Source organism: Chloroflexota bacterium (genome assembly GCA_035652535.1).
Classification (GTDB): domain Bacteria; phylum Chloroflexota; class UBA6077; order UBA6077; family SHYK01; genus DASRDP01.
The window spans coordinates 72,999-92,874 of sequence record DASRDP010000104.1; the positions used below are offsets into that span (position 1 = coordinate 72,999).

Annotated in this window: 20 protein-coding genes and 1 tRNA gene; 13 read left to right on the top strand and 8 right to left on the bottom strand. The window is 66.8% G+C overall.

The annotated features are described in order from the left end of the window. The first annotated feature begins 41 nt into the window (after positions 1-41). Positions 42-115: transfer RNA gene (locus tag VFC51_12895), tRNA-Glu, on the top strand. On the opposite strand, the gene VFC51_12900 is transcribed toward VFC51_12895, so the two are convergent. Beyond that, the gene (locus tag VFC51_12900) at positions 113-1,807 is read right to left on the bottom strand and encodes an FAD-dependent monooxygenase (protein ID HZT07922.1); all 1,695 of its coding nucleotides are present in this window, start codon (positions 1,805-1,807) and stop codon (positions 113-115) included. The two genes, VFC51_12895 and VFC51_12900, sit on opposite strands and share 3 nt — an antisense overlap. A gap of 141 nt (positions 1,808-1,948) precedes the next feature. Here VFC51_12900 and VFC51_12905 point away from each other — a divergent pair, with 141 nt between their 5' ends. Continuing rightward, positions 1,949-3,658, top strand: a complete 1,710-nt coding sequence (locus tag VFC51_12905; protein ID HZT07923.1) for an ABC transporter substrate-binding protein — start codon at positions 1,949-1,951, stop codon at positions 3,656-3,658. Between the two features lie 171 nt (positions 3,659-3,829). Further along, on the top strand, positions 3,830-4,189 hold the full coding sequence (locus tag VFC51_12910; protein HZT07924.1) for a hypothetical protein: 360 nt from the start codon (positions 3,830-3,832) through the stop codon (positions 4,187-4,189). A gap of 64 nt (positions 4,190-4,253) precedes the next feature. On the opposite strand, the gene VFC51_12915 is transcribed toward VFC51_12910, so the two are convergent. Genes VFC51_12915 through recJ form a run of 4 tightly spaced genes read right to left on the bottom strand, consistent with a single transcriptional unit; the run spans position 4,254 to position 7,231 of the window. Next, on the bottom strand, positions 4,254-4,475 hold the full coding sequence (locus VFC51_12915) for a hypothetical protein (GenBank protein HZT07925.1): 222 nt from the start codon (positions 4,473-4,475) through the stop codon (positions 4,254-4,256). Positions 4,476-4,489: 14 nt separating this feature from the next. Further along, entirely contained in the window at positions 4,490-4,780 is a 291-nt protein-coding gene (locus tag VFC51_12920) for a hypothetical protein (GenBank protein ID HZT07926.1), read from the bottom strand. Between the two features lie 13 nt (positions 4,781-4,793). Further along, the gene (locus VFC51_12925; GenBank protein HZT07927.1) at positions 4,794-5,459 is read right to left on the bottom strand and encodes a 50S ribosomal protein L25; all 666 of its coding nucleotides are present in this window, start codon (positions 5,457-5,459) and stop codon (positions 4,794-4,796) included. Positions 5,460-5,506: 47 nt separating this feature from the next. Further along, complete coding sequence (recJ, locus tag VFC51_12930; GenBank protein HZT07928.1) at positions 5,507-7,231, bottom strand: single-stranded-DNA-specific exonuclease RecJ; 1,725 nt, start codon at positions 7,229-7,231, stop codon at positions 5,507-5,509. An 82-nt stretch (positions 7,232-7,313) separates the two neighbouring features. On the opposite strand from recJ, the gene VFC51_12935 reads away from it, so the two are divergent. The 3 genes from VFC51_12935 to VFC51_12945 are packed head-to-tail and all read left to right on the top strand — an operon-like array spanning position 7,314 to position 8,254. Then, positions 7,314-7,589: a hypothetical protein gene (locus VFC51_12935; GenBank protein HZT07929.1), complete on the top strand. Its 276-nt coding sequence runs from the start codon at positions 7,314-7,316 to the stop codon at positions 7,587-7,589. Between the two features lie 34 nt (positions 7,590-7,623). After that, a complete protein-coding gene (locus VFC51_12940; protein HZT07930.1) occupies positions 7,624-7,971 on the top strand; it encodes a hypothetical protein in 348 nt (115 codons plus the stop codon). Continuing rightward, positions 7,964-8,254, top strand: a complete 291-nt coding sequence (locus tag VFC51_12945; GenBank protein HZT07931.1) for a YtxH domain-containing protein — start codon at positions 7,964-7,966, stop codon at positions 8,252-8,254. The genes VFC51_12940 and VFC51_12945 overlap by 8 nt, the downstream gene beginning before the upstream one ends. A gap of 3 nt (positions 8,255-8,257) precedes the next feature. On the opposite strand, the gene VFC51_12950 is transcribed toward VFC51_12945, so the two are convergent. Next, the gene (locus VFC51_12950; GenBank protein ID HZT07932.1) at positions 8,258-9,790 is read right to left on the bottom strand and encodes an NAD(P)H-hydrate dehydratase; all 1,533 of its coding nucleotides are present in this window, start codon (positions 9,788-9,790) and stop codon (positions 8,258-8,260) included. Next, complete coding sequence (gene acpS / locus VFC51_12955) at positions 9,787-10,167, bottom strand: holo-ACP synthase (GenBank protein ID HZT07933.1); 381 nt, start codon at positions 10,165-10,167, stop codon at positions 9,787-9,789. The genes VFC51_12950 and acpS overlap by 4 nt, the downstream gene beginning before the upstream one ends. Before the next feature lie 275 nt (positions 10,168-10,442). On the opposite strand from acpS, the gene VFC51_12960 reads away from it, so the two are divergent. The 7 genes from VFC51_12960 to VFC51_12990 all read left to right on the top strand — a co-directional run bounded on the left by VFC51_12960 (position 10,443) and on the right by VFC51_12990 (position 18,612). Then, the gene (locus tag VFC51_12960; protein HZT07934.1) at positions 10,443-10,838 is read left to right on the top strand and encodes a helix-turn-helix transcriptional regulator; all 396 of its coding nucleotides are present in this window, start codon (positions 10,443-10,445) and stop codon (positions 10,836-10,838) included. 114 nt (positions 10,839-10,952) lie between these two features. Beyond that, positions 10,953-11,684 (top strand): FhaA domain-containing protein, encoded by a 732-nt coding sequence (locus VFC51_12965; protein HZT07935.1) that lies wholly within the window; start codon positions 10,953-10,955, stop codon positions 11,682-11,684. Positions 11,685-11,712: 28 nt separating this feature from the next. Further along, a complete protein-coding gene (locus VFC51_12970; GenBank protein HZT07936.1) occupies positions 11,713-12,147 on the top strand; it encodes an FHA domain-containing protein in 435 nt (144 codons plus the stop codon). A 90-nt stretch (positions 12,148-12,237) separates the two neighbouring features. After that, positions 12,238-13,521: an FtsW/RodA/SpoVE family cell cycle protein gene (locus VFC51_12975; protein ID HZT07937.1), complete on the top strand. Its 1,284-nt coding sequence runs from the start codon at positions 12,238-12,240 to the stop codon at positions 13,519-13,521. Beyond that, complete coding sequence (locus VFC51_12980; GenBank protein ID HZT07938.1) at positions 13,514-14,992, top strand: penicillin-binding protein 2; 1,479 nt, start codon at positions 13,514-13,516, stop codon at positions 14,990-14,992. Before VFC51_12975 ends, VFC51_12980 begins: the two co-directional genes overlap by 8 nt. Before the next feature lie 85 nt (positions 14,993-15,077). Further along, positions 15,078-15,662: a hypothetical protein gene (locus VFC51_12985; protein HZT07939.1), complete on the top strand. Its 585-nt coding sequence runs from the start codon at positions 15,078-15,080 to the stop codon at positions 15,660-15,662. An 85-nt stretch (positions 15,663-15,747) separates the two neighbouring features. Next, positions 15,748-18,612 carry a helicase C-terminal domain-containing protein gene (locus VFC51_12990; GenBank protein HZT07940.1) on the top strand — a complete coding sequence of 955 codons (2,865 nt, stop codon included), beginning with the start codon at positions 15,748-15,750 and terminating at the stop codon, positions 18,610-18,612. 12 nt (positions 18,613-18,624) lie between these two features. Here the strand turns inward: VFC51_12990 and alr are convergent, their stop codons facing one another. Continuing rightward, positions 18,625-19,824, bottom strand: coding sequence for an alanine racemase (gene alr, locus VFC51_12995; GenBank protein HZT07941.1), 1,200 nt, complete (start codon positions 19,822-19,824; stop codon positions 18,625-18,627). Between the last annotated feature and the right edge of the window lie 52 nt (positions 19,825-19,876).

Below are 19,876 nucleotides of genomic sequence, written 5' to 3' on the forward strand. Positions count from 1 at the left end.
ACCACCGGCAGGCGTCAGGCTCCTCCAGGCCCGAGTACTGCGGCGCGTTCGTCTAGCGGCCCAGGACGCCGCCCTCTCAAGGCGGAGATCGCGGGTTCGAATCCCGCACGCGCTACCCATTCGGCAGCCCTCGCCCGGCGCCGTATCGAAGCTCCTGGCCGGTCACGGTGCGGAGTAACGTCATCGGATCCGCGGGCGCGCCGTCGCCCGCCCAGACGACGTACTGGTCCGGCCGGACGAGCACCAGGCGCGCGGCGTAGGCCGCTCGCTCCGCGTCAAAGCTATCGCGCACCACCACCAGCGGCACCCGTAACGAGCGCGCAGCTTCGTCGATGCGGCGCACCGCGGCCTCTTCGGCGCCGAAGGCGAGCAGGGTGAATCCCTGCCCGAGCATTTGGAAGACGTTGCGGTCGTTCGAAAGCAATCGGGGAGCGAGGTGGTGGCCGGCCTGGGCAGCCAACGAAGGCTCGCCGTGAATGCTGCACACCCCGTTGGGTGGTCCCGCCACCACCGGAGACCCTTCGTAGTGCGGCTCGTAGGCCTGCCGAGCGGAGCGGGCGCGGCGGCCGAACTCCGCCCAGGCCTGCTCGAACTCCTGGCCGTCCTTCTCCGGGTTGTAGCGTTCGAGGAAGGCGCGGTCCCGCCCAATGCCGCCGGCGATCATCACCTCGCCCGTCTCGCGAAAGATCGGCTGGCGCTCCTGGGCATACGAATCGAGGAGATCCTGTCCGCCCCAACCCTGGATTGTCGCGGCAAGCTTCCACCCCAGGTTGGCCGCGTCCTCCAGTCCAGTATTCAACCCAAACCCACCGTACGGCGGATGCTGGTGGCAGGCATCGCCCGCGATGAACACGCGCCCCTGCCGATACCGGCTGGCGGTCATGACGCGCAGGTCCCAGAAACCCACGTGGTCCAGCTCCGCCGCGAACGCGAAGCCGGCCGCTTCGTGCAGGAGGCCCAGAAAGTCGAAGTTGTCCGGTCGTGTGTCCTTCGGCACCGGCGCGTGAAAGAAGAAGCCCTCCCCCACGTCGATCCGGCCGAAGAACTGCCAATAGCCCTGCAGCTCCGGTTTCAGCACGCGATACGTCGTCGACTCTGGATATCGTTTCAGGGCTTCGTGCAGCTCCCGCGAGCGCAAGACCGCCAGCACCATCCGCTGATCGAAATCGCGCCCACTCCGCTCGATCCCCATGCTTTCGCGCACCAGCGACCTCCCGCCGTCACAGCCCACGAGGAATTCCGCGCGTAGCACCCGCCGATCGGCGCGTGCGTCCGATGCCTGCGGAGAGACTTGCTGCGCGTCCGCCGACCAGCTATAGAAGGCGCTCTCATCGCTCGGCACGATGCTGATTCTGGTCCCATCGTCATCCTGCTCGACCCGCTCGGCCGTCCAGCCAAAGTGGGTTGTCACCGAAGGGAGATCGCGGAGCCGCGCGCGAAGGACCGACTCGGTCGCATACTGGGGGAGGCGTTCGTTGCGCTGGAAGAAGTAGTCCTGATCGCGAGGTCCGCGCCCGCCGGTGTGCGCCCAGTAAAAGTAGGGGCTCATGAGGTTGCCGTAGGCCGTGACGCCACCGATCGGGTAGCCGGGCGGGAGAACGCGGGAGGCGCGAATCTCGTCCACGCAGCGCCAGAAGTAGAAGTGCTCGAGCGTCCGGCCCGTAAGGTTTTGGCCCTTCGGGATGCGCACGGGTGCCCGGTGCCGCTCCACGAGGACGCAATCGATATCGCGCTGCCCAAGCTCCACCGCGAGGGCGAGCCCGACCGGACCGCCACCCACGATCGCGACCTGGTGTTGTCGTTCCATCTGCTGATTGCCCGTCATCGCTTGGCCTGTGTTTTATCATCATTCCTCCCCTGCCCCTCAAGGAATTGAATGCGAGCGTTACCGTTTCCCGTGGTTCATTAAGATAGAGCGGGTCGAATGCCCCTCGCTCGGAGGTTCACGGTGCTCTCGCACGGTTGGCGTATCGCCGCTCCCATTTGCCTCGTCATTTCGGTCGTCACGTTTGGCTGCGCCGCGCCACCTCCCGGCCCCCAGGGGGCCGGGAGTGCGCCGCCGGCTGGGACGCCGGCCGCGGCGCCCAGCGGGCCGAAGAGGATCACTGCCGGCATCCGCGGTACGGCGCAGGTGCTCTACGCGAAGCTGAATATTGGCAACGCTGGACTGGGCGTGGCCGACGTAGCGCTCATGGTCGACGCCGGCCTGACCGCGCGCGACGACCAGGACATGCTGCACCCCGAGCTGGCGGAGGGTGTTCCAACCATCGACAATGGCGATTGGAAGCTCTTCCCGGATGGCCGGATGGAGACCACCTGGAAGATCCGCGAACGAGCCGCCTGGCACGACGGCACGGCGTTCACCGCGGACGACTTGCTCTTTACGTGGCAGGTGGTGAGCGACCCCGCGCTCCCGGTCTTCAGCGCGCCCGGGTTCGAGTCGGTCGAGGATGTCGAGGCGCCAGACCCGCGCAGGGTGATGGTGAGATGGAAGCAGGCATTCATCTATGCCGATCAGATGTTCAGCACCGCGCTGGCGGTGCCAATGCCACGCCACGTGCTGGAGAGAGCCTACGCCGACGATAAGCTGGGGCTCCCGCAGCATCCGTATTTCACGACCGAATTCGTCGGCACAGGCCCCTTCAAAGTGAAGCAGTTTGTGCCCGACAGCTTCGTCGCCTTAACGGCCAACGATGACTACGTGCTCGGCCGCCCCAAGATCGACGAAATCGAAGTGCGGTTCATCCCGGATGCCAACACGATCATGGCGAACCTGCTCTCCGGGACCGTACAGGTCGTGCTCGACCCACGCTCCCTGACGTCGGCGCAGGCGCTACAGATCAAGGATCAGTGGACCGACGGACACTTCGATTTCGGCCGCTCCTCATGGGTGGTGATGTTTCCACAGCAGATTAGTCCGAACCCACCCGCCATGGCGGATGTGCGTTTTCGCCGTGCACTCATGCACGCCATTAATCGCAAGGAGATGGGCGAGCTGGCGCCGATTCCGGTCCAAATTGCGGACTCATGGGTTGGTCCTGACTGGGTGCAGTACCGGGATGTGCAGGAGAGCATCGTCCCGCACCCGTATGATCTTCAGCGGGCCAATGAGTTGCTGGGCGAGCTGGGCTACGCAAAGGGGGCTGATGAGATGTACCAGAACGCGGCCGGCCAGAAGCTCAGCGTGGAGGTCCGCGTTCCGGGGACGGACATCAACCTACGCTCCGGCCAGACGGTCCTCGACTACTGGAAGCAGGCCGGGATTGGGGGGGAGCTCGCAGTCGTGCCCGCGCAGCGCACCAATGACCGCGAGTACCGCTCGACGTACCCGGGTGTCGAGCTGATTCGGCCCGGCGCCGCGGTGGACACATTTGTCAACGTGAAGAGCACCGAGATCCCGCTAGCCGAGCGCAACTGGGCCGGCACCAACCGCCAGCGTTACGCGAGTCCGGCGTTGGACACCATCATCGAACGGTACCTCACGACCATTCCACCATCGGCGCGCTTGGATGTGCTGCGTGATGCGGTCCATTTTGTCGGGGAGAACCTGGTGTACATGGGCCTGATCTTCGACCCGCCGGTGCTGCTCATCAGCAACAGGCTGAAGAACGTTCCGCCCGCCTCCTTATGGAACGGCCACGAGTGGACCTTCGACTAGGGAGAGCGGTCACGTTCCCCCGCCAAGGTCAGTTCGTACTGCTGCAGCGACACGTCGGGCGTGGAAAACCGAAACTATTGAGCCTCCTGGACCGTCGACAGAGTGGCGATCCGGTCGTTCCCGCTTCGCGGCGCGCAGGGCAAATTGAAACTCAGCGAAGGAGGCCAGACGTTGTTCAGCAACCATCCCACGCCGCTGTCCTCTCATGTTTGTCGCCGCGCCGTGCTCATCGCCACGGGCAACCTGATGGGCCAGGGAGCCATCACGGTGCCGTACGAACCGTTCACGCTCCATGGGCCCGGATTCGGGGCGAACCGAGACGTTACCGTCTATCTGGACCAGGTCGCCGGACAGGAGGTGGGCACCGCGCACACCGGTAGCTGTCCGGACGGCTCCTTCCAGAGCCAGTTCACGATGCCCGTCCCTGAGAGCGGCGGCTACACGACGCACGACCTGGTGGCCGTTTCCCGGTCGAAGGGTCAGCAGATCCAAGCGACGGTCAGCGTCACCGTCGAGGCGCCCCGGCAGTAATCGTGCTGAAACCGGACGCGACCGCGTCCAGGTCGTGCGGACGCCCTCGGTCGGTAGCCCTTCGTTATGTCACGTCCCATTCGTACGCGCTCCACAGCTCGTTCCCCTGCCACGACACACGACGCAGGCGCGATCCGATGGCGGTGGCAGTGAGGTCGTAAAAGAGCAGGAGCGGCACGACCTGGTCCGAGAGGTGGCGGACGATCTGAGCGGCGATCTGCATGCGCTCGGCCCGAGGGATCGTGACATAGTACCGATCGATCAGGACATCCAGGTCCGCGTTCATGTATCCCGAGGTATTCAGGCCGACGTACCCGCGCTCCGGAAGGCGGGCCTCGGAGCTTGCCGATCCGTCCCTCGGATCAGGGCGCGTCGGAACCTGGCGTCCGCGAGGATCAGCGGCGTCGGATTGCGCAGCTGGGGCCAGAACGCGAGCACGTTGTCCGGATTGAGGTGCACGGAGCCGTTCCACCGCGCCTGGAGGTCCTGCGCCATATCGAACGACGTGCTGCGGCTTGTTCCCAGCGGCAGGTCGACCGCCTCGGCAAGCATCGCCGCCTCGAGCGCCGTCGGATCGGGATACGAACGCACCTCGATCCTGCCGCTACGAAGCGGCGGGCTCCCCGCCCTCCCCCGCTTCGGGCGCCACGGGGGCCTCCGCTTCCGCTGGTGCCGCGGCCGCCTCGACTTCCTCGGGCGCCACCTCTTCGACCGTCGGCGCGAGCGCCTTCACGACCAGCTCGTCCGCGGGCGTCAGCACCGTCACGCGGGGCGGAATGGCGAGATCCCGAACGAAGATGGCGTCATCGATCTCGCCAAGAGTATCGACCGGCACGGTGATCTGCGTCGGAAGGTCGCCCGGCAAGCATTCCACTTCGATGCTGTCCACAGCGTGGAGGAGCGTCGCATCGTGGAGCTTCACCGCCGGCGACTCGCCGGTCAACACGAGGGGCACGGACACGCGAAGCTGCTGGGTCATCGAGACCTGATAGAAGTCCACGTGGTACAACTCGCCGGTCGTGGGCTTCCGTGCCACGTCCTTGACCAGCACCGTTAGGGGAGACTGATCAAGATCGAGCGCGAGCAGGGCGTTTCGTGGGGTATGCGCGAGCAGGTGCTCTACCTCGCGCGTCTTGAGCTGGATCGCCTGGGAGGGAACGCCACGGCCGTAGACGTTCGCAGGCAGCCAGCCGTCCCGACGGAGGAACCGTATCTTCTTTCCGACAACGGTGCGCGGCGCGGCCGCGATGTGCGCACGATTCTCCTGCATCATTTCCTCTCGGTTCGAAATAGCGCGGCGGCGCCCATCGCGCTCGCCTATCGACCGTCTGGCCCCGGGCGGGCTGGCCGAGCATCTCGCACAATGATATCGACGCGGGATTCGCCCTGCCACCAGCTCCGCTCCACCCCGTAAAGGATGTCCAGCCGCGCACCGGGCTGAGGCAACGGGAAGGTCGGACGGAACGCGACGGCCGCGCGCTCCACGCCCCCCTGGACGACAGTCATCCGGATATGGCCGCCGCCGATTCGCCGTGCGTGCCGGATCAGGACCGACCGCGAGACGAAAGCTGGACGTGCGTTCCCCATCCCGACGGGCTCGAATCGTTCGACCAGGTCGACGAGCCGGTCCCCGACCGATGCGAGCTGAATTACGCCATCTGCCCACAGCTCGCGCGCCGGCGCGAGCTCGCCACGGTCCAAGCGAACCGCGCTGACGAACTGGCGAGCGAAGCGCTCGATCTGCCCCGTGTAGAGGCTGAAGCCGGCCGCCCGCTCGTGTCCACCAAATTGGATGAGGGTCTCGCTGCAGGCCTCGAGCACCCGAATGAGATGCACGCCCTCGATACCCCGTGCCGATCCTCTGCTGATCTCATCTCCGCGCTCGATCACGACGCAGGGGACGGCGTGGCGCTCCACGAGCCGACCCGCGATGAGCCCCGCCAGGCCGATCGGATAGTTCCCAGCCAGCACGACCGAACCCTCGGCCGGATCGACGAGCTGCCCGTCGATGGACGAAAGGATCGTACTCATCAGCGTACGCCGCGCGTTGTTGACCCCGTCGAGCCGCTGGGCGATCGCCTGGGCAGCCACGCCATCGGGTGCGAGGAGAACGTCCAGCGCGTCGTGCGGGTCGCCCATGCGCCCTGCTGCGTTGAGGCGCGGGATCACCTGAAAGGCAAGGTCGTGAGCAGAGAGACGGTCTAGATCGCGCCCGGCGATCTCGCAGATGGCGCGGATCCCCCACAGGGTTCCCCCGCGCGCCGCCTCGAGCCCCTGCGCCACGATCGTCCGATTTTCGCCGACGAGGGGAACCATGTCCGCGACGGTGCTGAGCGCGGCGAACGCGGCGAGCCGCTGCCACCGCCGCACGGCGTCTTCGGGACGCAGCGCCGCGAGAAGGAGAGAACGAGCAAGCTGGAACGCGACGGCCCCGCCGGCGAGGTCCTTGAACGGATAGGCGCACCCGGGTTGATGGGGATTGACCACGGCCAGCGCAGCCGGCAGCTCGCTCGGGACCGAATGATGGTCCGTCACGATGGCGTCAACGCCCAGGTCGATAGCCCGCCCAACCTCGTGGTGCGCGCTGATACCGCAATCCACCGTAACGATGACCCGAGCGCCGGCGGACGCGAGCGATTCCACGGCATCGGCGTTGACACCGTAGCCGTCGCGGGATCGGTGGGGGACATGGACGATGACGTGGCCGCCGAGGTCCCGGAGCGTCTCGGAGAGAAGCGCGGCGCCCGCGATGCCGTCCACGTCGTAGTCAGCGTACACGGCGACTGGCTCACCCTGGCCGATGGCGCGGATCAGCCGCGCGGTCGCCAGAGGCACGCCGAGCATCGTGCTGGGATCGGCAAGCTGCCCGTGCTCCACCGGGTCGAGGAACGCGCGCGCCTCGCCGTCAGTGCGAACGCCCCGATTCCATAGAAGCTGGGCCATGAGCAGCGAGTCTGCGCCAAGCAGCCCTTGCTCCCGCTCCCCGACACGGGATGGCAGCATCCAGCGAGATGGCGCCTGCGTATCAGCGGATTGCTGCACCGAGTCCGGCCAGGGCTGGCGCCTTGACGGGCGCCCGCGGGTGACGCAACCATTCCAGTCGCGCGATGAACAGGGGAGCGGTATGGAGCAGATCGTCGTCAGCATGGTCCCGCCCTGGGCCCTGCTGGCAGCGCTCATCGGGGTTCTGCATGGCGCACTGTTCCATCTGATCTTCGGCGTTCGACTCCGCCAGCTGCCGTTCGCAATTCTGATCGGCGTTCTGGCGGGCACGATCGGGGCCGTGATTGGCACAATGATACCGCCCGCCATTCTGGAGATCGGCGACACCAACCTCATCGCCACGACGACCGGCGCATGGGTAGCGCTCGGGATTGCTCGACTCTTCCGTTTCTGTTAGTTTTGAGAACGGACATCTGGAGGGCTGAGTTCGCATGCTGCAGACCCTTCGCGATCTCGCAATCGTTATCGTGGCGATTGAGACGATCATTGTGGGCATTGGCGCGCTCATCTTGATATGGCAAGTATGGCGTCTGATCGGATTTGCACGCCGGCACGCAGAGGAGCTGAGCGGCCGGGCCGGCAACATTCTCGACATCATCAAAGAGACCGCGCAAAGCACTGCTCAGGCAGCGCGGCATGCTGAGGGAACCGCGGAATTCGTGAGCGACCGAACGGCGAAGCCCGTCATCGAGATGTACAGCGCGGTGGCTGGCGCCTCGCGCTTTGCCCAGGCCATCCTCCGTCACCAAGGGTCGAACACGGAGCCCACGCATGAGTGAGGATCGGGGGTCGGGGTTTTGGGTGGGCCTGCTCCTCGGCGCTGTCGCCGGCGCCGCCATTGGATTGTTGTGGTCCCCCCGCTCAGGGAAAGAGAATCGCGAGCTCTTCTTCGAGAAGTGCCCCGAGTTGCGCGAGCAAGGGCCTGACCTGCTGCGCCGGGCAACGGAAGAGATCAAGGCGCGGCTCGACGCCGGCCTCGAGGCATATCGGAAGGGCGCCAGCGAAACGCGCGAGCGCCTGAGCCGCGAGCTGGACGCAAGCCAAGGGAACCTGGCCTCGTAGCCCTCAGCCAGCCAACGTCGTCGCCAGGACAGCCGGGATCTCCGCCAGCAGCTCCGACGCCATCAGGCCTCCAGCCCGGCGGCCGAGCGCGGCGCGCGCCCCCGCCTCACCATGGACCCACGCCCCGAGGCGCGCGGCGGCATCGACGTCAAGCCCCCGCGCCAGAAGGCCGCCGATCGTGCCCGTCAGGACGTCACCCGTCCCCGCCGTTCCCAGTGCGGGATTGGGGCGCGCGTGCACCCAAACGCCCCGGCTGCTCGCGATGGCCGTGCAGGCGCCCTTGATCAAGAGCGTGGCGCCCCACGCGTCCGCGAGACGCCGGGCTTTCGCCCATGGGGCTTCGTCGCCGGATTCGCGACCGGTCAGCCGGGCCAGCTCCCCGAGATGCGGCGTCATCACCACGTCGTGGCCCAGCCACTGATGCCAGCCGGGGCGGCCAGAGAGGGCGTTGAGGGCATCGGCATCGACGACGGCGCCGACGCCATGTTGCGCGCGCGCGCGCAGCACCGCCTCGACTGCACTCGGGACGCCGCCAGCGGTCGAAAGCCCCGGGCCGATGGCCAGCGCCGTGTATCGGGGCAGCGCCTGGGCAATGAGCGACGCCGATTCCGCACCGCAGCCCGCCATCCCACCATCCGGCAGCAGCAGGTAGGTTGCTTCGGGCAGCCGCGATGCCACCACATCGCGAAGGGTGCGCGTCGCGGCCAGGGTCACGATGCCGGCTCCCACGCGAACGGCGGCCGCGCAAACGAGGTACGCGGCGCCGACGTAACTCTCGGAACCGGCCACCACGAGCAGTCGCCCAAACGTGCCCTTGTGGGCGTCCGGCCGTGGTCGCGCCAGCAGACCGCGCACCGTCCCGCGGGTCAGGAGAACGGGAGCGGTGGGGGGACCATCCACGACTCCGATGTCGGCGGGTATGAGATCGCCTGCCACCGCCAGGGCGCTCGAAGCGAGAAGTCCGCGCTTCATGCCGCCCAGCACGACGGTCGCGTCGGCGCGCACGGCGAGCGTGGCTTCGCCGGTGTCCGCGTTGAGCCCGCTCGGCACGTCGACTGAAACGACGTCGAGTCCCGACATGCGCGTGCGTACGGCGTTGACCGCTTCCACCATTGCCGCAAGCGGGGGACGCGGCGAACCGCTGGCCCCGATGCCAAGCAGGCCGTCGATTGCGACCGTCGCTGAAAATAGCGCGCCTTCAACCGCCCGGGAGCTTTCCCGCTCAGGAAGCCAAACGACTTGACCCCCGCTCTGTCCGAACCGCTCCAGCTCCGCGTCCGTCACCGAATGGCGTGGCCCGAGAGCCAGCGCCGCTTCCCATCCGGCCGCGAGCAGCTCGCGCGCCGCGATGGACGCGTCTCGCCCATTGTTTCCGGGCCCGACGAGGGCGACCGCGCGCCCGGGTGACGGATGCCGCGCCATGATCGCGTCTGCGACCGCGCGGCCCGCGCGCTCCTGCAGCGCGGTCTCCGACGTGCCCGCGCCGAACGTGCGCGCCTCGAGATCGCGCATCTCCTCGACGGAGACGACTCTCACCGCCGCGCACCCTCACCTTCGCGAAACTCCGCGATGGCCACCGCCACCGCGTAGTCGCGCGAATGGGAAATGCTGATCCGCATTGCCGATACGCCGATCCGCTCCGCACGCCGGCGCATTCGTCCGGAAAGACGCACATCCGGTTTCCCCGACGGTAGCCGCGCGATCTCGATATCTCGAAACGCCATGCCCCCGACACCGAGCGCCTTCATCACCGCCTCCTTGGCGGCGAACCGGCCGGCCATCGAGGCCACGCTCCGGCCGCACTCCCGGATCTCGAGATCGGTGTAGACCCGGGCGCGAAACCCCTCGGGGTGCCGCCGGAGCGCGCGTTCGACCCGCTCGATCTCGACGATGTCGACGCCGATATCCGTCACCACCTTCCTCCGCGGCAAGTCTACTGCTTCCGACGTCCGCACCGACGGCCCCCGATCCGCGTCCTCGTCCGAGCATGCTTGTGCAGACTGCACAAGGCAAATTGTCCCGCGTCCCTCCCCGCCCCTCCAGTGCCGGCCAGGCACCACCCCGCCCACCAATCGTGACTGGGAGTCACGATCCGCCATCCAGGCATTCGGTAGGGGAGGTCTGTTGACAAATTGGCACAAGACGTGCGAGGATAGGACAGCAAGACACCGGTCATGAGGAGGCCGCTATGCGCGAGGAGTTCCCAGCACTGCTTCGTTCATTCCGTGAGAGAGCGGGCCGCTCCCGGAACAACCTCGCGCACGAAGTCGGCGTCGACCCGTCCTACTTGACGCGCATCGAGCACGGCGACCGCGAGCCGCCCCGGCTCCACATCGTCGAGGCGCTCGCGCGGGCGCTCCGGCTCTCCATCGCGGACCGGAATCGCCTTCTCGTGTCCGCGGGATACGCGCCCCTATCTGTCGTGCAGCTTGGCGCCTGGGACGATGCGCTCCAGGCCGTTGCGGACGTATTGACCGACATTCACCTGACGGCGGAAGAGCGAGAGCAGTTCCGGTCCGTGGTCCAGATGATCTCCGCACGATGGCGCGGGGGATCACCGCTTACGCCCCAACTGGCGTCATAGCCGCTCATTCCCCTTCGCCCACCTCTCGCGCAACACTGGGGAAGCACGCTATCTATAATTTCCGAGAGGCTGCGCCTTGCTGCCCGTCACAGCGCACTCCGGAGAGCCATGTCGTTGTTGTCAGCGATTGAGTCGCTGTTTGAGGGCATTTTCGAGGGAGGCATCCGGCGGCTGTTGCGCCCGCGCTTGCAGCCGGTGGAGATCTCCCGGGCGCTCGAGCGGGCCATGGTATCGAATACCACGGTCGGCCCAGGGTCTCTCCGCGTCCCCAACCGATTTCGGGCCGGCATCAATCCAGCGGACTTCCGCCGTCTTGGCCCGTTGCGCAATGCGATCGAGCGAGACGCCGCGGCCTATCTCGAGCAGCGCGCGCTCCAATCCGGGCTTTGTCCGCTCGGCCCGATACGGGTTGCCCTTGCGTCCGACTCCAGCGTTGGGGTGAGTTTTGTGCGCTGCACCGCGGAGTTTGACGAATCCACCTCCGAGGCGGAACAGATCGAGCAAACGCGTCTCCTCGGACCGATTCGGCCGCCATCCCTCGCCGGTGGGTTTGTCCTCGTCGCGGAAGATGGACGCGAGCTTCGCGTCGGAGCGCGCCGGCTCAGCCTTGGGCGGGCCGCCGACAACGATTTCGTGATTCGAGACGTTCGCGTGTCCCGCCACCACGCAACGATCGAGCCACACGGCGGAGGATGGATGGTCCGAGACCTTGGAAGCACCAATGGGACGTTCGTCGGCGGCCGACGCGTGGCCCAAACAGAGATCAGCGCACCAACTGAGATCTCCCTGGGCGGCTGCAGGCTGGAGCCGCTGAGTCGCGCTCAGGACGTGGCCCGCCCGTTGTAAGGATGGGAATCGGCGGTGATCGTTCGTGATGGTTTCGGACGACGCGCTGATCCTGGCGCTTCGGATGGCCGTCGTCGTCGTTCTCTACGCATTCCTCCTCACGCTGGTGGTGCTCACGCAGCGGGAGCTTTATCGCGAAGCGTCGGCGCGCTCGACCTCGGCGCCAGGTGCGCGTCTCGTCGTCGTTGAGCCCGGCGCCACCGCGCAAGCTCCGGGCCACACGATCCCGCTCGACGCCGTGACGCGCCTCGGCCGCTCCGCGGACAACACGATCGTCCTGGACGACGACTACGTCTCCGCGGCGCACGCCATCGTGCTGCTCCATGGCGGACGATGGTGGGTCCGAGACGCCGGAAGCACGAATGGAACGATCGTCAATGGCAGCCGAATCGATGGAGAAACGGCGCTGTCCGAGGGTGATACCCTTCAGATCGGTCAGGTCGTCTTTCGCCTTGCCAGCTAGTCGCCGGCGCCCGCGTCGAACACAACACGGGCCGCGCCTGTCCCGCCGCAGGGCCGACGCAAGCGCGACGCCCAGAAGTACGGTGACGGGATGGCGCTGATCCGCCGCCCGCTCGAGCTCGCACTGCTCGCATTTCCCGTGGCGCTGCTGGCGGCCGCCCTCGGGCTGATGGCGATCGTTCGCGGCGGCGAGGACCCGGGCAGCACCGTGCGCATCGTCGCCATTTTCGCTGCCGTGCTGATCGCATTCCATCTCACCATCGCCATCCGCCTCCCCCAAGCTGACCAGGAGCTGCTCCCCATCGTCGAGACCCTCGTGGCCCTCGGACTGATCGCGGTGGATCGACTCGTCCCAGGCCTGGCGCCGCGCCAACTCCTGTGGGTGGGGCTCGGTTCGACCGCGGCGACTGCGACGGCCGTCGGAATTCCCCGCATTGATTGGCTCGGTCGATACCGGTATACGTGGCTGATGGGCGGGCTCCTCCTCCTCGCGCTCACCATCGTGTTTGGAATCGACCCGAATGGGAGCCAGACGCGCCTGTGGATCGGCGCGAACGGCCTCTATTTCCAGCCGTCGGAGATCACAAAGGTCGTGGCGGTCATCTTCTTCGCATCCTATCTCGCCGATAAGCGCGATCTCATCACGCACGCACCAATTCGTATCGGGCGTCTCTCCCTTCCACCGCTCGCCTATCTTGGACCGTTGGTCCTCATGTGGGGATTGTCGCTCGTCCTGTTGGTTTGGCAACGGGATCTCGGCGTGGCGCTGCTCTTCTACCTCATCTTTCTTTTCTTGCTCTACGCCGCGACCGGCCGAACCTATGTCGGCGTGGGCATCGCATTCCTTTGCGTTGGCGCTCTCGTGTCGCTGGCGCTATTCGACCATGTCCAGCTCCGCACGCGGATCTGGCTCGACCCGTGGCCGAGCGCGGCGGGTGATGCGTATCAGCTCGTCCAGGCGCTGACGGCCTATGCCGCGGGCGGTGTCCTCGGCGCTGGCCTCGGCTTCGGCTACCCGGAGTATGTGCCGGCCGTCCACACGGACTTCGTGCTCGCGGCATTGGGGGAAGAGCTGGGGCTGTTGGGAACGATTGCGATCGTCGGCCTCTACGTCGCCCTCGTCTTTCGCGCGTTTCGCATCGCGCTGCGCGCCACGAGCGATTTCGCCATGTTGTTCGCAGCCGGCCTGGGGACCGTGCTGGGCGTTCAGGCGCTCATCATCATGGCCGGGAACCTGCGGCTCATGCCGATCACCGGCATCACGCTCCCGTTTCTCAGCTATGGAGGAAGCTCGATCCTCGCCAACTTCGTGATGGTCGGGCTCCTCCTTCGGATCTCGGCCGAATCGCCTTCCGACGGCGGGTCCGGTGGCTGACCGGATCCGCCGGGTGTCCCTTATCCTGAGCGCAGGGTTCCTGCTCGTCGCCGGCGCGCTCGGCTACTGGCAGGTCATCGGCGCCAATCGTGTGCTGGACCGTCCGACGAACCCCCGGACCGTCGAGGAGGAGCGGCGCATCCTCCGTGGCCGAATCCTGGATCGCAACGGCGAAGTCCTCGCTTCGTCCGAGCGCGCGGGCGAGCTGGCCCATCGCGCATATGCGTATCCGCCTCTGGCAGATGTCGTGGGGTACTGGAGCATCCAGCATGGAAAGAGTGGCATCGAAGAGGCGTTTGACTCCTTCCTGCGCGGTGAGCGATCGACCAACCCAGCCGCGGAGATTCGCAACAAGCTCTTCCCGGTTGATCGGCACGGCGCCGACGTTCGCCTGACGCTCGACCTCCAGCTCCAGAAGGTCGCCGATGACGCGCTCGGGGGTTCGCCCGGGGCGGCAGCCGTCGTCGACGTTTCGACCGGCGAGGTGCTCGCCCTCGCCAGCCATCCGTATTTCGATCCCAACACCCTCGACGAGGATTGGGAGCGGCTGGCGAACGACCGGGGCGAGCCATTTGTCAGCCGGGCGATCAATGGTCAGTACGTCCCGGGATCGATCTTTAAGCTCGTGACGGCGAGCGCCGCGCTGGATTCAGGAATCGCAACTGCTGGAATGGAGCACCACCACGAGGCGGATTTGATCGTCGACGGTCTACGCATCCGGAATACCAATCACCCCCAGCTCACGGACCTGACATTCGCAGAGGAGTTCGCGTGGTCGTGCAACGTGTTCTTCGCCTACACGGGCCTCTCGCTGGGAGGGTCTTCGCTGATCGACTACTCGCCCCTCGCTTCGCGCGAGCCGTACACGTGGCCTGCTGGACCCGTCGATGCCAGCGAGGCGCGCCTTCGGGAATATGCTCGGCGCTATGGCATCGGCCAGGCCGTCCCATTCGACCTTCCGACCTCGGCCGGCCTGATCTCCAAGGCCGATCACATGACGCGGGCGCAGCTGGCCAGCACGGCATTCGGCCAGGGGGATCTCCTGGTGAGCCCGCTCCAGATGGCCCTCGTCGCCGCGACGGTCGACAACGGCGGCGTAATGCCGGCTCCGTACATCGTGGCCAGCGTCGAGGATGGAAAAACTGTGGAACGGATCCACCAACCTGGTGCCGGGGGCCATCGGGTCATTAGCGAGAGCGCGGCGGCCGAGCTGAACGCGATGATGGAGCTGAGCGTCGATACGGCATATGCGCAGCCGGCGAGGATCCCCGGCGTCCGCGTCGGCGGCAAGACCGGAACGGCGGAAGTGAGCACGTCCGAGACCCCGCACTCCTGGTTCGTGGGCTACGCACCAGCCGATCGTCCCGGCGTCGCGGTCGCGGTGATCATGGAAAACCGCGGGTCCGGGACCACTTTTGCCACGCCGGCGGCCCGGAAGATTCTGAAGGCGGCGCTCGACATGGGCTACTGACGCTCGCGCGGACAACGGGCGCACCCGCCCGCGTCTCGGCGCTCCGCTGGCTCGGTCGCGGCAGGGGTGCGTGGGAGGCTGTGTTATGATTACCCCGAATACCGGGGGGTCAACGATGGACACAAGTGAGGAGTTCGCAGAAGGCGCCGCCGATCTGCCCGATGCGATGCCCGAGCGGTGGGAGACGGCTATCGAGGACCTGGCGCAGGCGATCGCGCTGGGGCTCGACCGGGCGCAAGACCTCGCCGACGCCATCAACGACCTGATCCGCACGCGGCCGGCTGTTGCAAAAGCCGTTGGCGCGGCTGCGGTTGGCGCGGTAGCCGGCGTGATGATCGCGAACCTGACGGCCCGGAAGCCGAAGCCGCCTAGCGCCCAGACCCTTCGCGAATCCGCGCGTCAGGCCTCCGCTTCGCTCGTCGATCAAGCGATCCTGATCGCGCGCGATGCGGCAGAGCGCATGGCGCGGCGCATCCCAGCGAAGGGTGAAGCGCTCGGGCGCAGCGTATCCGGCGACGGCGCCGTCAAGCGAAAGGGACGCCTCGTCGACGTCAGTCGGGCCCGGTACGCGGCTCAGCTCGTTCCTCTGGCGTTCGCGCTCCTCAAGAATCCCATCGTCCGCGAGTATCTCGCCCGCGCGGCCATGGCCAGCACTCGGCGCCGCAAATAGCCGCGCTTTCCCGTCTTCGCCCTGGTCCCAGCCGTGTACCGCCGGCCCCAGCGCTCGGTCTCCTGAGCTAGAAAGGGCCAATGCATTGGCCGAACAGGAATATGTCGCGCTCGACCTCGAACTGATCGAGCCGAATTCGCCGCGCTCTCGCGTGATCGAGATCGCGGCCGTGCGATTTACCGAGCGCGCCGTCCTTGAAGAATGGTCAACCCTGGTCAATCCCTCCGCGTCGCTGCCGTACACCATCCGCCAGCTCACCGGAATCGACGACCGCGAGCTGACAGCCGCCCCTTCGCTGGATTCGATCGCGGAGCGGCTGCGCGCTTTCGTCGGGCGAACGTCAATCGTCGGGCAGAGCGTCGAGATCGACGTTGCGCACCTGGCACGCCAGGGGATCGCGCTGGATGCGCCGATCCTCGACACGTTCGAGCTTGCATCCCTCCTCCTGCCCGGCCTCCCGTCGTACGAGCTAACCGCCATCGCGCGGGCGCTCGGCCTTCCGTCTGGCGGCGCCCACCGGGCGCTGGCGGACGCGCATCGAGCGCGAGAGGTGTTTCTGGCCCTGCTCGATCGGATCCGGTCTCTGGACATCGAGATCCTCATGCACATCGATCGCCTCACGCTCGGCTTCGACTGGGCGTACCGAGATCTCTTCGTCGAAGCGGGGCGGGAACGGCGCCGCCAGCTCGTGAGCAGCGCGCTCTCCGGCGATATTCTGAATCCGGTCGATCTCGGCCTATCGCGGCTCCTCGCGCCACCGACGACGCGCGAAGAGCCGCTTACGCCTCATGCACGGCGTCGGCGCGTCGATCCGGAGGTCCTCGCCGCGGAGATGAGCGCAGGCGGGCGCGTCGCCCGGACACTGGCAGGATACGAGGAGCGCCCCGAGCAGCTCGCCATGCTGCGAGCCGTCGCGCACGCGTTCAACGAGGAGAAGCACCTCATTACCGAGGCGGGAACCGGGACCGGCAAATCTCTCGCCTACCTTCTGCCGGCGCTCGCGTATGCCTCCGCGAACAATGACCGCGTTGTCGTCTCCACCAACACCATCAATCTCCAGGACCAGCTCTCTGAAAAGGACGCCCCAGGGCTTCTCTCCGCGATGGACTACCGGGCGCGGGTGGCGGTCTTGAAGGGGCGCGCGAACTATCTGTGCCTGCAACGATGGTTGTCGCTGCTCCGGTCTGAAGCGGTCTCGCGCGTCGAAGCGGGACTGCTCGTGAAGACGCTGCTCTGGATCACTCAGACCGAAACTGGGGATCGCGGCGAGCTGCGGCTGACGCCGGACGAAGAGGTCGCATGGGGGCGGATATGTTCTCAGTCTGAGTCATGCTCGTCCCTCACGTGTCGCTATCATCGGGACGGCGTCTGCTTCATCAGCCGCGCTCGGCGGGCAGCAGAGGCGAGCCACGTCGTCATCGTGAATCACGCGCTCTTGCTCTCGGATCTCACCACGAATAGCCGCGTGGTACCCGACCACACCCGACTCGTGATCGATGAAGCGCACCACCTCGAGGACGAAGCGACGCGGCAGCTCGGTTTTTCCATCTATCCGCGCACCTGCAGCGCGCCCCTCGAAGCGCTCATCCCCGCATCCGGCCGCGACGGGGTGGGCCACCTGGACGCGGCGATGGCCCTGCTCCGGTCTGGCGGGCTGGCGCCAAAGCGGCTCCAACAGCTCGATGAGGCCACCACGGACATCCGCGCGCACGCCGTTGCCGCGCTAGGGTTCGTCTCCCAGCTTTTCGAGGCGACGCGCGATTTTCTCACTTCAGCCGGGTCCCAGTGGGAGCCCGTGCGAACGATTCGCCTGACGCCCGTCTCGCGGAGGGGAAACGGCTGGGACGCGATTGAGGTGGCCTGCGACGGCCTGTGCGCGCATTTCGATGCGATTGAGGTGGCCCTGGAACCGATTCTGGAAGACCTTTCCGACGCCGCCAAGGAAGGGAGCCAGGCCGTGTCGGACGTGCTCGCGGAGCTGCTCGCCATTCGGTCGCAGATGGACGCAGTGGTGCCACAGCTGCGCGCCATCGTGACTCGACCCGCGCCCGACACGGTGTGCTGGCTGACGCAACCCCAGGCGCAGGGTGGGACGGACAGTGGGGGCGCCCAGTCGGCCGGACCTCCAAGCCTGAACCTCGCGCCCCTCGACGTGGCGCCCCAGTTGAGGGCGGCGTTTCTGGACTCCAAGTCCACGACGATCTTCACCTCGGCGACTCTTACGACCGAGGGCTCCTTCGAGTTCATCCGCGAACGGCTGGGCGCGGCGGAGGTGGAGGAGTTGGCGCTCGGGTCCCCGTTCGATTACCAGCGGGCGGCCATGCTCATCGTGCCGGACGACGTGCCAGAGCCGAACCAGCCGGGCTACGCGCGAAAGTGTGCGGACGTCGTCGCGGACGTGGCAGAGGCGCTCGGCGGAAAAACAATGGCGCTCTTCACGTCGCATGCGCAGCTCCGAACGACGCACGACGCCATTCGCGATCGGATCGACCGGGCGCAGATCGCGCTGATGGGGCAGGGGGTGGACGGATCGCGCACACGGCTGTTGCAGCGATTCAAGGCGACAGAGCGCGCGCTGCTCCTTGGCACCGCGTCATTCTGGGAGGGTGTGGACGTGGTCGGCGAGGCGCTATCCGCCCTCATCATCGCGCGCCTGCCCTTCGCCGTACCAACAGATCCGGTGTTCGCGGCGCGCAGCGAGTTGTTCGACGACCCGTTCCGTCAATTTGCCCTCCCACACGCGATCCTTCGCTTCAAGCAGGGATTCGGTCGCCTCATTCGGAGCGCCACGGACCGCGGAGTCGTGGTTGTGCTGGACCGCCGCGTGCTCTCGAAATCCTACGGCCAGGCATTCCTCAGCTCGCTCCCGACCTGCACCATTCGCCGGGCGCCGGCTGGGGCGGCCGGCACCCTCGCGCGCGAATGGCTGGAGAACGCGCCCGCTCCATAGCGACCGGGCCCATCACTCCGCTGGGCACAGCTCCTGGACGCCGTTCAACCGTTGCAGCCTCGGAGGCTCGCCACCTTCGCGATAGACGCGCGCGACGCGCCCGCCGATATTGGTGAGCGCAACGTGTGGAATCGTGCCCGCCTGATCCGCAAAATGATTCAACCCGATCACCCGTTGGCCATCCGCGCCGAAAAACGTCGCGACGTCTCCCTCGGCCGCGCCGGGAATGTCCGTGATGTCAACGACTGTCTGGTCCATCGACACGCGACCGATGATGGGCGCGACCTGTCCCCGCACGAGCGCTTCGCCGACGTTCGAGAGGCGGCGGTCGATACCGTCTGCGTAGCCCGCCGACACGAGCGCCACCCGCGTCGGCCGCGGGGCGTGCCAGGTCTGCCCGTACCCGACGCCTTCGCCGCGAGCGAGGCAGGTGACCCGCGCAACTCGGGCGCGCAGCGAGACCGCCGGTTGAAGATCGAAGCCATCCGGAACGTTGCCGTTGGGGCTGACCCCGTAGAGCAAGAGGCCGGTGCGCACCAGTCCGAAATGGGCATCGGGCAGAGCCATCGTCGCAGCGCTGTTGCAGGCGTGCCGGATCGGGAACTCGTACCCTGCACGCGCCAGGTCCGCAACGACGCGATTGAAGCGGTCGAGCTGATCGTACGTGTAGGAGAGATCGGTCTCGTCGGCGCTGGCGAAGTGGGTGTAGATCGCCTGGACGTCCAGTCCATCGCTCGACGCCAATTCGCGCGCGAGATCGAGGGCCCGTTCCGGATCGACACCAAACCGATGGAGTCCGGTGTCCACCTTCACATGAACCGTCGCGGATCTCGCATGTCTTCGCGCGGCCCGATCGAGCGCGCGGATCAGATCGATCGTATCGACGGTTACGGTGAGATCGTAGCGAACCGCCACATCGGCTTCGGCCGGCTCCGTTCGGGTCAGGACCAGGATCGGAGCGTCGAGCCCCGCCCGCCGCAGCTCGACGCCTTCGTGCACGCGGGCGACCGCCAGCCACTTCGCCCCGGCGCGCAGTACCGCGCGGGCGACTTCGACCGCCCCGGCTCCATATCCATGGGCCTTGACCACGGCGGCAACGTCGGTACCGGGCCGGACCCATCGGCGAATCTGACGGACGTTCCGTTGAATCGCATCGAGGTCGACGTCGAGCCAGCACGACAATGTGCGGGTCGGGTCGGGTACATCCGGCATCACCCCATTATAGGCTGCGTTTGCCCGCCTTCCGGCGCCACGCATACAATTT